The sequence below is a fragment of the Sanguibacter massiliensis genome, assembly GCF_900240335.1.
In the GTDB taxonomy this organism is placed as follows: domain Bacteria; phylum Actinomycetota; class Actinomycetes; order Actinomycetales; family Cellulomonadaceae; genus Flavimobilis; species Flavimobilis massiliensis.
In genome coordinates this window covers 2,267,871-2,280,482 of record NZ_LT964979.1, presented here as the reverse complement: position 1 = coordinate 2,280,482, position 12,612 = coordinate 2,267,871, and the positions used below count along the sequence as shown (strand labels likewise).

7 protein-coding genes are annotated in these 12,612 nt (G+C 74.1%); 6 read left to right on the top strand and 1 reads right to left on the bottom strand.

The window, feature by feature from the left end; translation table 11 throughout:
- Positions 1-149 precede the first annotated feature (149 nt).
- Both C1729_RS10585 and C1729_RS10580 read left to right on the top strand, forming a co-directional pair.
- Positions 150-1,586 (top strand): MFS transporter, encoded by a 1,437-nt coding sequence (locus C1729_RS10585; protein WP_102509911.1) that lies wholly within the window; start codon positions 150-152, stop codon positions 1,584-1,586.
- Positions 1,587-5,915, top strand: a complete 4,329-nt coding sequence (locus tag C1729_RS10580) for a bifunctional nitrate reductase/sulfite reductase flavoprotein subunit alpha (protein WP_242493792.1) — start codon at positions 1,587-1,589, stop codon at positions 5,913-5,915.
- 61 nt (positions 5,916-5,976) lie between these two features.
- Here C1729_RS10580 and C1729_RS10575 read toward each other — a convergent pair whose 3' ends face one another.
- Entirely contained in the window at positions 5,977-7,269 is a 1,293-nt protein-coding gene (locus tag C1729_RS10575) for an MFS transporter (RefSeq protein WP_129590730.1), read from the bottom strand.
- A 320-nt stretch (positions 7,270-7,589) separates the two neighbouring features.
- Here C1729_RS10575 and nirB point away from each other — a divergent pair, with 320 nt between their 5' ends.
- The 4 genes from nirB (at position 7,590) to C1729_RS10555 (ending at position 12,559) form a co-directional block, all read left to right on the top strand.
- Complete coding sequence (gene nirB / locus C1729_RS10570) at positions 7,590-10,178, top strand: nitrite reductase large subunit NirB (RefSeq protein ID WP_102510639.1); 2,589 nt, start codon at positions 7,590-7,592, stop codon at positions 10,176-10,178.
- On the top strand, positions 10,175-10,588 hold the full coding sequence (nirD, locus tag C1729_RS10565; protein ID WP_102509909.1) for a nitrite reductase small subunit NirD: 414 nt from the start codon (positions 10,175-10,177) through the stop codon (positions 10,586-10,588). The genes nirB and nirD overlap by 4 nt, the downstream gene beginning before the upstream one ends.
- A gap of 109 nt (positions 10,589-10,697) precedes the next feature.
- On the top strand, positions 10,698-11,837 hold the full coding sequence (locus C1729_RS10560; RefSeq protein WP_102509908.1) for a uroporphyrinogen-III synthase: 1,140 nt from the start codon (positions 10,698-10,700) through the stop codon (positions 11,835-11,837).
- Between the two features lie 2 nt (positions 11,838-11,839).
- The gene (locus C1729_RS10555; protein ID WP_102509907.1) at positions 11,840-12,559 is read left to right on the top strand and encodes a sirohydrochlorin chelatase; all 720 of its coding nucleotides are present in this window, start codon (positions 11,840-11,842) and stop codon (positions 12,557-12,559) included.
- Positions 12,560-12,612 lie beyond the last annotated feature (53 nt).

Genomic DNA, 12,612 nt, shown 5'->3' with positions numbered 1-12,612 from the left:
GCAACTCCCCTGCGCGGACCGGACCTCACACGCACCCCCGAGGCGTCGTGCGCGAAAGGTTGCGTCGGCGCAACAGAGGCACGCGGGACCGGAAACATCCCGTGCCTAGCGTCGGAGCGTCCCGAACCGCACGAGACCGCGGAGGCCCCATGACGCACGAACCGCTCGCACCCGGCGCGCCCGAGGAGACGGCCGCAGCCCAGGCCCCAGCCGACGGCACACCGCCCACCAGCACGCAGCACGCCCGCACGACGGCCGTCGGGACCCCGCTCGGCGCGGGCGTCACCCGCCGCCCGGGACGCTGGCTCGACGGCTGGAACCCCGAGAACGAGGCGCAGTGGATCGCCGTCGGCCGCAGGATCGCCCGACGCAACCTCAGCACCTCCGTCTACGCCGAGTTCCTCGGCTTCGTCGTCTGGGCCCTGTGGAGCGTCGTCGTCCCCCAGCTCCCCGCCGCAGGCTTCGACCTCACGGTCGACCAGATGTTCTGGCTCATCGCCGTGCCGAGCCTCGTCGGCGCGACCCTGCGCATCCCCTACACGTTCGCCGTCCCCGTCCTCGGCGGCCGGAACTGGACCGTCGTCTCCGCGCTCCTGCTGCTCCTGCCGCTCACCGCGCTCGTCCTCGTGGTCCAGGACCCGACGACCTCGTTCGGCACGCTCCTGCTCGTCGCATCCCTCGCGGGCCTCGGCGGCGGCAACTTCGCGAGCTCGATGGCCAACATCTCGTTCTTCTACCCCGAGTCCGGCAAGGGCAGGGCCCTCGGCCTCAACGCCGCGGGCGGCAACCTCGGCACCGCGGCCGTCCAGCTCGTCGTGCCGCTCGTCGTCGTCACCGCGACCGGTGTCCACCTCGAGCGCGCAGGACTGCTCATCATCCCGCTCGTCCTGCTCGCCGCCGTCCTCGCCTGGCGGGGCATGGACAACCTCCGGGGCGCACGCTCCGACACGAAGGCATACGCGCAGGCCGCGACGCACGGCCACACGTGGCTCATCTCGGCGATCTACATCGGCACGTTCGGCTCGTTCATCGGGTTCTCGAGCGTCTTCCCGACGCTCCTCAAGGGAACGTTCCCCGAGGTCACCGTGTCGATCGCGTTCCTCGGCGCGCTCGTCGGCTCGGTCGCCCGCCCGCTCGGCGGCACGCTCGCCGACCGCCTCGGCGGCGCCCGCATCACGCTCGTCGCGCTCACCGTCATGGCCGCGGGCGTCATCGGCGCGATCCTCGCGCTGCGCGCCGGGTCGTTCGCGGGCTTCCTCGGCTCGTTCCTCGTCCTCTTCGTCGCGACCGGCGCGGGCAACGGCTCGGTCTACCGCATGATCCCCGCGGTCTTCCGCCACGGCGCGACCGACGACGCGGACCGCGCGCACCGGGCGCGCGTCGCGGCCGGGTGCCTCGGCATCGCGGGAGCCGTCGGCGCGTTCGGCGGCTTCCTCGTCCCGCGCGGCTTCGCGGCCTCGACGGCCGCGACCGGCGGCATCGAGGCGGCGCTGTGGGTCGTCGTCGGCGTCTACGCGGTGCTCGGGGCCCTCACGTGGGCCGTGTACGCCCGGCGCGGCTCGACGCTCGGTGCGGCAGGCGTCTGAGTGACGGCGACGACCACCACGGCTGCCGGGGCCCTCGACCCGGGAGCCGTGGTCCGCGCGGAACCCGGGTCGAGCGGCCCGGTCGAGGGGTTCGCGCCCGCAGGTCCCGGCACGGTGCGCACGGTGTGCGGCTACTGTGGCGTCGGCTGCGGCATCGCGCTCGACGTCGTCCGTCACGAGGACGGCGCGTGCACCGCGACGGCGTCGCGCGGCGACGCCGAGCACCCGGCCAACCGTGGCCGCCTGTGCACAAAGGGCGCGACGACCGTCGACGTCCTCGGCGCGGGCGGACGTGCGACGAGCGCCCTCGTGCGCGCCGAGCGCGGGGGCGACCTCGCCCCCGCGCCGCTCGCCGAGACGATCGGGTCGATCGCGGCGAGGTTCACCGAGATCATCGCCGAGCACGGCCCGGACGCGGTCGCGCTCTACGTCTCGGGGCAGATGAGCATCGAGGCGCAGTACCTCTCGAACAAGCTCGCGAAGGGCGCGATGCGTACGCGCTGGATCGAGTCGAACTCGCGCCTGTGCATGGCGAGCGCCGGGACGGGCTACAAGCTCTCGCTCGGCTCCGACGCCCCGCCCGGGTCGTACGACGACCTCGACGAGGCCGACCTCTTCGTCATCATCGGCGCGAACATGGCCGACTGCCACCCCATCCTCTTCCTGCGCATGCTCGACCGCGTGCGCGCGGGCGCGAAGCTCGTCGTCATCGACCCGCGCCGCACCGCGACCGCCGACAAGGCGGACCTCCACCTCGCCGTGCGGCCGGGCACGGACGTCGCGCTGCTCAACGGCCTCGCCCGGCTCGTCGTCGAGGCGGGCGGCCTCGACGAGGATTTCCTCGCCGAGCACACCGAGGGCTGGGACGAGCTCGAGGCGATGCTCGGCGACTACCCGGCCGACGAGGTCGAGCGCCTCACGGGCGTCCCCGAGGCGCAGCTGCGCGAGGTCGCGGACCTCGTCGTCGCGGCCGGGGGCCGCTGGGTGTCGTGCTGGACGATGGGCCTCAACCAGTCGGTCCACGGCACGTGGAGCACGAACGCGCTCATCAACCTCCACCTCCTCACGGGAGCGATCTGCCGCCCGGGCGCCGGCCCGTTCTCGCTCACGGGACAGCCCAACGCGATGGGCGGCCGCGAGATGGGCTACATGGGCCCGGGCCTGCCCGGCCAGCGCTCCGTGCTCTCCGACGACGACCGCGCGTTCGTCGAGGAGAGGTGGGGGCTCGCGCCCGGGACGATCCGCGCGGAGTCCTCGGGCCGCGGCACGGTCGAGATGTTCGAGCGCCTCGCGGACGGTGACGTCCGTGCCGTGTGGATCATCTGCACCAACCCCGCCGCGTCGATGGGCAACCGCGACACCGTCCTGCGGGGGCTCGCGCAGGCCGAGCTCGTCGTCGTCCAGGACGCGTTCGCCGACACGGACACGACGCGCCACGCGGACGTCGTCCTGCCCGCCGCGACGTGGGCGGAGTCCGACGGCGTCATGGTGAACTCGGAGCGCAACGCGACCCTCGCGCGCGGCGCGGTGCCCCCGCCGGGCGACGCCCTCCCGGACTGGCAGCTCGTCTCGATGGTCGCGCGCGCCATGGGCTACGCGGGCTTCGACCACGCGAGCGCGTCGGAGGTCTTCGAGGAGATCCGGCAGTTCACCAACCCCGCGACGGGCTACGACCTGCGCGGCATCACCCACGACCGGCTGCGCGAGGGCCCCGTCCAGTGGCCTGCCGCGCCCGACGGCCCGCGCCGCAACCCGGTCCGCTACCTCAACGACGGCGTCCACTCCCCCGTCCTCGTCCACGCCGACGGCACGCAGCCGCGCCTGCGCTTCGCGACGGCGTCGGGCCGCGCGCGCCTGTGGGCGCGCCCGCACATGCCGGCGGCGGAGCTGCCCGACGACGACTTCCCGTTCCTCCTCACGACGGGCCGCGTCCAGCACCAGTGGCACACGATGACGAAGACGGGCAAGGTCGCCAAGCTCAACCGGCTCGCCCCCGCGCCGTTCTGCGAGATCAATCCGGAGGACGCGGAGCGGCTGGGCGTGCGTGCGGGCGACGGCCTCGAGATCGTCTCGCGCCGGGGGCGCGCGGTGCTGCCCGCGACGGTCACGGACCGCGTCCCGCCCGGCTGCCTCTTCGCGCCGATCCACTGGAACGACCTCGCGGGCCCCGGGCTGTCGATCAACTCGGTGACGAACGACGCGGTCGACCCCCTGTCCTTCCAGCCCGAGCTGAAGATCTCCGCGGTGACGCTCACCGTCGTGCCCGCACCGGTGCCCGACGAGCCCGAGGTCGCCGCGCCCGCGATGGGCGGCGGGCTCGGCGCGGCCGGCGGCCTCGGGTCGCCCGGTGCGCTCGGTGCGCTCGGTGACGCGCTCGGCCTCGGGCCGATCGGCGCGCCGCCGGAGCTCGACGACACCGGTCGCCGCTACCTCGCGGGCTTCCTCGCGGGCCTCGGCACGGGCGCGGCCGCGCCCGGGACACCCGTCCTGCCCGCGTCGGCGCCGCTCACGGCGGAGCAGGCCGAGTGGGTCGACGGCATGCTCGCGGGGGCGTTCTCGCGGGCCGGGAGCGGGATCGTCGTGCGCGAGGCCGGGCCGACCGTCCGCGAGGTCGTCGTCCTGTGGTCCTCGCAGACGGGCACCGCCGAGGAACTCGCGGCGCGGGTCGCCGCGCACCTCACGTCCGCGGGCACCGCGGCACGGCTGCTCGGCACGAGCGCGACGAGCCCCGGCGACCTGCCGCGCGACGCCGACATCATCATGGTGTCGAGCACGTTCGGCGACGGCGACGCCCCCGACGACGGCGTCGACTTCTGGGAGTCGCTCGTCGACCCGGGCGCCCGTCGCCTCGAGGGCTCGCGCTTCGCGGTGCTCGCGCTCGGCGACGCGTCGTTCGAGCGGTTCTGCGGCCATGGCCGGCGGCTCGACCACCGGCTCGCGGAGCTCGGCGCGCAGCGCCTCGTCCCGCGCGCCGACACGGAGGCGGGCGACGACGATCGCGTCGACGCGTGGCTCGCAGAGCTCACGGCCGCGCTCACGGCAGGCGACCCGGTCGGGGACACGGTCACGCCGGGTGCGGGTCCGGCGGACGACGACGCGCCGTCGTCGGGCACGCCGTCGTCGGGCACAGCCTCGTCGGGCGCAGCGGCGTCGTCGGGCACGACGACCACGAGCCCGCGCGAGCCGGAGATCCCCACCGGGCCGCCCGTCGCGACCCGCAAGGAACCGGGCGAGGCCGTGCTCGTCGAGGCCCGCCTGCTCTCGGGCGAGGGCTCCGCGAAGGAGGTGCGGCACGTCGTCCTCGACGTCTCCGGCTCCGGGCGCGCGGTCACCTACCGTGCGGGCGACGCGCTCGCCGTCCACCCGACGAACGCCGCCGCGCTCGTCGCGGAGTGGTGCGACGTCACGGGGTGGGACCCGGCCGCGACCGTGGCGCTCGACGGTGCGGACGTCGTCCTCGGGGACGCGCTCGCGCACCGCCTCGACCTCACGCGCACGACGTCGGACCTGCTGACGCTCGTCGCCGAACGCTCGGGCGACGACGGGCTCAGACGTCTCCTGCGCCGCGACAACCGCGACGACCTCGCACGCTGGACGTGGTGCCGGCAGCCCGTCGACGTCCTCGCCGAGCTCGCCCCGCACCTGCCCGCGGCCGACGTCCTCGCGACGCTCCGCCCGCTCGCACCGCGCCAGTACTCGATCTCGTCGACGCCGCTCGTCTCCCCCGGGCAGGTCTCGCTGACGATGTCCGTCGTCCGCTACACCTCGCCCGCGGGTGCGGCGCGCGGCGGTCTGTGCTCGACGTTCCTCGCGGACGCCGCCCCCGGCACGCTCGTGCCCGTGCACGTCCAGCCGACCGAGCGGTTCCGCCCGCCCGCCCCGGACGCGCGCGCGATCATGGTCGGGCCGGGCACGGGCGTCGCCCCGTTCCTCGGGTTCCTCGACGAACGCCGTGCCGCGGGGCACACGGGCGCGAGCTGGTTGTTCTTCGGCGAGCAGCACGAGGCGACGGACTTCTACCACGCCGACCGGATGCGCGAGATGCTCGCCGACGGCACTCTCACCCGGCTCGACACGGCCTTCTCGCGCGACCAGCGCACGAAGGTCTACGTGCAGGACCGCATGCGCGAGCACGGCGCTCGCCTGTGGTCGTGGCTCGAGGACGGCGCGTCGTTCTTCGTCTGCGGCGACGCCTCGCGCATGGCGAAGGACGTCGACCAGGCGTTGCGCGACGTCGTCGCGACGCACGGCCGCATGCCGCCCGACGATGCCGCCGCGTACGTCCGCCGCCTCACGGCCGCGCGACGCTACGTGCGCGACGTCTACTGAACGGCGCCCGCCGGGTCCCTGGGGCTCAGTCGACCCGGCGGGCGCTCCCTGCGTCGCTCTTTCAGGAAGCGCCCTCGGCGCTGCCGTCTGCGGCTGCCGACGCTCGGTCGTGCCGCCACAGGTCGGCCAGTGCGATGACGGTCCCCACGCCCTGGACCGCGGCAAGGATCACGAAGGCTCGCGGGAGCCCGCCCGAGCCTGCCGCCATGCTCTCCCAGACCCACGGCAGCACGGGCATGAGCACCTGGCTCAGCGCCGTCACGGTGACGAAGAGGCCGCCGAGCACACTCGCCTCGAACTCCGACTGCAGAAGAGTCGATCGGCTCACGGCGAGCACCCCCGCCGCTGCTCCGGTGAGCAGCGCGGCAAGCACCAGAGCGACGCCGACGACCCGCGGCGAGGTGGCACCTGACATGGCGAGCAGCACGACGAGCTGCAACGTCGCCGCACCGAACATCGCTCTCAGCCGTTGCGCTCGCGTGCTGAACCTCGCCGCCCACCGGGCACTCACCAACGATCCGACAGCCATCGCGCCCAGGGCGGCTCCGACCGCGATCTGCGGAGCTCGGCCCACGACGACGACCGGGACAGCGAGCGAGAAGGTGAACACCGTCGCTCCACTCACTGCCCCGAGGACCGTCACCGAACGCGCGACGGGGTGGAGAGCGACAACCTGAAACCCCGACCTGAGGCGCCCCAGCATGGTGGTCTCCGGGGACGGCGGCCAGCTGGTGGCCGCCGTCAGGCGCACCGGTGCCCCGAGCATCGCAAAGGCAGCCAGAAGCATGGCTGCCGCGATGATCGCCATCGCGGGGAGGTCGAGCCAGGCCAGGACCGCGACGACGACCGGTGGAACGAGGATCTGGACACCGTTCCACTGCGCGATCAAGCGGGAGGTCGCATCGCTGAGACGTGCATCCCGCCCTTGTCCGTCCGTGACGAGCTGGGGGATGGTCGCCCGAACCGATGAGAGATTAGCCGTGTCGAGCGCTGCGATCGCGGCGATCAAGGCATAGGCGGCCCAGGTCGGCGGCGAGCTCAGTGCAAGAAGACCGGCGAACAGTCCGATGGCAACTCCCCGGACGAGCACTGTGAGCCGCGCAAAGCTCGCTCGCCGTTCCGGGGATCGATCCAGCGCCGCGGTGATCACCGGGCTGAGCACCATGGGCGCCAGGCGCATCGCGACGCCCAGGGCGCCGGTGGACAGCAGGGCACCGTAGGCCGCCGTGGTGAGCATGAGCGCAGTTATCTCGAAGATCTCGGTACCCACGAGGGAGACCAGCGAACCGGCCAGCAGCGCCCTCACTGCCGGCGAATGGTCTCGCAGACGCACCTTCGTCGTCGCTGTGGTCACGAGATCCCCCCCGCCATCGCTGCCTTTCGGGCAACACTATCGATCGTGAGGATTCGCCGCGCGTTCCGCTCTGCGGCATCCGCTTCGTCGAAGGCTGGGCCCCTAGCCTTCAACGTAGAACCCCCAGATTGAAGGCTATGGCCCTAGCCTTCAATCTCGCGCCCGTCCGCTGAAGGCTCCACGGCAGAGCTCTCACACTGCGCCCGCCCCGGCTGTGCGGACAAGGTTGCCCGCGCGAAACACACGCGCGCCCGGACCGGAAACACCGCGCTCCTAACGTCGACGACAGACCACAGATGGACCGTCGGACGGAGACCACCATGACCAGCAAACTCGTCGTCGTCGGCGCCGGCATGGTCGCGCAGCGCCTCGTCGAGGCCCTCCGCTCGCGCGACCTCGAGGGCCGCTGGCACGTCACGGTCCTCGGCGAGGAGCCCCGCCGCCCCTACGACCGTGTCGCTCTCACGAGCTACTTCTCGGCGCGCGACGCCGAGGAGCTCGCGCTCGGCGACGGAAGCCTCTGGGAGGACCCGCTCGTCACGCTCCGCAAGGACGACCGGGTCGTCGCGATCGACCGCGAGGCCCGCACCGTGACGACGGCCCGCGGCCGCGTCGAGCACTACGACCACCTCGTCCTCGCGACCGGCTCGTACGCGTGGGTGCCGCCCATGAAGGGCGCGGACCTGCCGGGGGTCTTCGTCTACCGGACGCTCGACGACGTCGCGGCCCTGCGCGGCTACGTCGAGGAGCTGCGTCTCACGCGGCCCGTCGTGCGCGGCGCCGTCCTCGGCGGCGGCCTCCTCGGCCTCGAGGCCGCTGGTGCGCTGCGGGCGCTCGGCGCGCAGGCGACCGTCCTCCAGGTCGGCACGCACCTCATGTCCGCGCAGGTCGACCTCGGCGGCGGCGAGGCGCTCAAGCGCCTCATCAACGGCCTCGGCATCGGCGTGCGGGTCGACGCGATGACGACGCGCATCCGTCCGCACCGCCGCGGCGGCGTCGGCCGCATCGAGCTCGCCGACGGCGGGCGCGTCGACGCGGACGTCGTCGTCGTCGCGGCGGGCGTGCGGCCCCGCGACGAGCTCGCCCGCGAGGCCGGCCTCGACATGGGCGAGCGCGGCGGTGTCCTCGTCGACGACGCGTGCCGCACCTCGGACCCGTACGTCTCCGCGATCGGCGAGGTCGCGTGCATCCAGGGCGCGTGCATCGGCCTCGTCGCCCCCGGCTACGCGATGGCCGAGGTCGCCGCGGACCGCCTCCTCGGCGGCGCCGCGCTCTTCCCGGGCGCGGACACCGCAACCAAGCTCAAGCTCTCGGGCGTCGACGTCGCGAGCTTCGGCGACGCGTTCGCGCAGACCCCGGGCGCGCTCGAGGTCGTGTGGGCGGACCCGGTCGCGGGCGTCTACAAGAAGCTCGTGATGTCGGACGACGCGCGCACGCTCCTCGGCGGCGTCTTCGTCGGCGACGCGTCGGCGTACGCGAGCCTGCGGCCCCAGCTCGGCCGCGAGCTTCCGGGCGACCCGTCGGCATTCCTCCTGCCCGAGGGCGGGGGCGGCGGGGCGGCCGAGCTCGAGCTGCCCGACGACGCGTCGGTGTGCTCATGCAACAACGTCACCGCGGGCACGATCCGCGAGGCCGTCACGGAGCACGGCTGCCAGGACCTCGGCGCCGTCAAGGCGTGCACGAGGGCGGGCACGTCGTGCGGCTCGTGCCTCCCGCTCGTCAAGAAGCTCGTCGGCACGGAGCTCGCCAAACAGGGCGTCGTCGTCTCGACCGCGCTGTGTGAGCACTTCTCGCTGTCCCGCGCGCAGCTCTACGACGCGGTGCTCGTCGCGGGCGTCACGTCGTTCACCGAGGTCGTCGCACGCTTCGGGACGGACCCTGCGGCGCGCGGCTGCGACATCTGCCGCCCCGCGATCGCGTCGATCCTCTCGACGACGGCCCCCGCGCACGTCCTCGAGGGCGAGCGTGCCGCACTGCAGGACACGAACGACCACGTCATGGCGAACCTCCAGAAGGACGGCTCGTACTCGGTCGTGCCGCGCATGCCGGGCGGCGAGGTGACGCCCGAGGGCCTCATCACGGTCGGCGAGATCGCCCGCGACTTCGGCCTCTATACGAAGGTCACGGGTGGCCAGCGCATCGACATGTTCGGTGCGCGCCTCGACCAGCTCCCGGAGATCTGGCGGCGGCTCGTCGACGCGGGCTTCGAGTCGGGCCACGCGTACGGCAAGTCGCTGCGCACCGTGAAGTCGTGCGTCGGCTCGACGTGGTGCCGGTTCGGCGTTCAGGACTCGGTGGGCCTCGCCGTCGAGCTCGAGCTGCGCTACCGCGGCCTGCGCTCGCCCCACAAGATCAAGCTCGGCGTCTCCGGGTGCGCCCGCGAGTGCGCGGAGGCCCGCGGCAAGGACGTCGGCGTCATCGCGACGGACAAGGGCTGGAACCTCTACGTCGGCGGCAACGGCGGCTTCACGCCGCGCCACGCGCGGCTCCTCGCGGAGGACCTCGACACCGCGACGCTCATCCGCACGATCGACCGCTTCCTCCTCTACTACGTGCGCACGGCCGACCGCCTGCAGCGCACCGCCCCGTGGGTCGACGAGGTCGAGGGGGGTCTCGACGGCGTCCGCAGGGTCGTCCTCGAGGACTCGCTCGGCATCTGCGCGGACCTCGACGCGCAGATGGCGCAGCACGTCGAGTCCTACGAGGACGAGTGGGCGGCAACCCTCGCCGACCCCGACAAACTGCGGCGCTTCCAGAGCTTCGTCAACTCCCCCGAGACCCCGGACCCCTCGCTCGCGTACGTCCCCGAGCGCGGCCAGGTCCGGCCCGCCACGGCCGACGAGGTGGCTGCCGCACGCCGCGGCGAGCCCGTCCTCGTCGCCGGCACAACCCTGGAGGTCCGCTCATGACTGCCCCGACCCTCGCAACCACGTGGGTGCGCGTGTGCGCGCTCGAGGACCTCGCCGTCGAGCGCGGTGCGGCCGCCCTCGTCGACGACGTCCAGGTGGCGCTCGTGCGCCTCGTCGACGACACCGTCCTCGCGGTGCAGCAGCTCGACCCGTTCTGCGGCTCGTACGTCATGTCGCGCGGCATCGTCGGCTCGCGCGCGGTCGACGGCGTGAGCGTCCCGACGCTCGCCTCCCCCATGTACAAGCAGGTGTTCGACCTGCGCACGGGCTCGTGCCTCGACACCGTCGGGCGCGTGCCGCTCGACGGGCAGGACGCCGACCTCAGGACGTGGCCCGTACGCGTCGTCGCCGGCGTCGTCGAGGTCGGCGCCGGGGCCGACGCCGCTCCGGGCGCCGGGACGACGTCGTGAGCGGCTCCCGGGACGACGTCGTGAGCGGACGGCGCGGCGGCGCCGGCCGCGCGGCCGCGTGCGGCGGACGTCCCAGCGCCGTTCCCGCCCCGACCGTCACAATGGTCGAGTGACCACGCCCCCGGACGACGCCCCCGCGTCGCACATCGACCAGACCCTCGCGGGCTGCGTCGTGCTCGTCACGGCGGACCGGCGCCGGAACGAGCTCGAGGCCGCGCTCACGCGGCGCGGCGCGTCCGTGCGGCACGCGGCGGCGCTCGGCATGGTTCCGCACGTCGACGACGCGGCGCTGCTCGCGATGACGCGCGACCTCGTCGCGGACCCGCCGGACACGGTCGTCGTGACGACGGGCATCGGGTTCCGCGGGTGGATCGAGGCGGCTGACGCGGTGGGCCTCGCGGACGAGCTCGTCACCGCGCTGGGCGGGGCGCGGCTCATCGCGCGCGGGCCCAAGGCGCGCGGGGCGATCCAGGCTGCGGGGCTCGTGCCGGACTGGGTCGCGGAGTCGGAGACGAGCGCTGAGGTCGCGCAGTTCCTCCTCGACGAGGGCGTCGCAGGGCGCGACATCGCGGTGCAGCACCACGGTGCGGGCTCGGACGGACTTGACGAGGCGTTCCTGGCCGCGGGCGCACGTGTGCGCTCGCTCGTCGTCTACCGGTGGGGACCGCCGCCGGACCCTGCGGCGGTCGCGCAGTCGGTGCGCGCGGTCGCGTCGGGCGAGATCGACGCGGTGACGTTCACGTCCGCGCCGGGCGCGTCCGCGTGGCTCGCCGCGGCCGACGACGAGGGCGTGCTCGACGAGATCGTCGCGCGCTGCTCCGCGGGCACGGTCGTCATGGCGGCCGTCGGGCCCGTGACGGCGGGGCCGCTGCAGGAGCGCGGCATCGAGCCGATCGTCCCGGACCGCGGCCGGCTCGGCTCGCTCGTGCGCCTCGTCGTCTCCCACTACGGCGGGCTCGAGGCGCTCACGACGGTCGCCGGGCCGCTGCGCGTCCACCGTGGCGCGGCGGTGCTCGACGGCCGCGTGCTGCCGCTCACTCCCGCGGGTCTCGAGGTGCTGCGCGTGCTCGCGCACGCTCGTGGCGGCATCGTCACGCGCGACCAGGTGCTCGACGCGCTCCCGGGCGACTCCCGCGACCCGCACGCGGCCGAGGTCGCGATCGCCCGCCTGCGCGAGGCCTCCGGGTCGCGCGAGCTTGTCCGCACCGTCGTCAAGCGGGGCTACCGCCTCGCGCTCGAGGAGGCCTGACCATGTCCGACGTCCCCGTCCTCATCGGTTGCTCGCACGGCACCGCGAACCTCGCGGGTCGTGCGGCGATCGCGTCGATCCTCGACGATGTGCGCCGGCTGCGGCCGGACCTCGACGTGCGGGAGGCGTTCGTCGACGTCCAGGAGCCCGAGGTCGCGGACGTCGTGACGTCGGCGCTCGCCGACGCGGGCGGCGCGGTCGTCGTGCCGCTCCTGCTCTCGGTGGGTTTCCACGTCAAGGTCGACGTCGCGGCGGCCGTCGAGCCGTCGGGCGCTGCAGCGTCGGGTCCACTGGGGCCCGACGAACTGCTCGTCGACATCCTCGTCGACCGGCTGCGCGAGGCGGGGCTCACGGACGACGACGCCCTCCTGCTCGCGGCCGCCGGCTCGTCGGACCCCGCGGCGGCGGACGCGGTCGCGGAGGTCGCTCACGGGCTCGCGGCCGCTCTGGGCCGGGAGGTCGGTGCGGCGGGTTCGTCGTCGGGCGGCCTGCTCGTCGGCTTCGGCGCGGGCGCCGAGCCGCGTGTGCCCGCGGCGGTCGCCGAGGCGCGAGCCTCGGGCCGACGCGTCGTCGTCGCGTCGTACCTGCTCGCTCCGGGGTTCTTCCACGACCGCGTGCTCGAGGCCGGGGCGGACGTCGTCGCGGCGCCGCTCGCGCCGGACGCGCGCCTCGCAGAGCTCACGCTCCGCCGCTACGACGAGACAGTCACGAGCCTCGCGTAGCACCGCGGCCCCGGCTCCACCCCTCCCCGACGGATTGACGCCTTCCGACCATC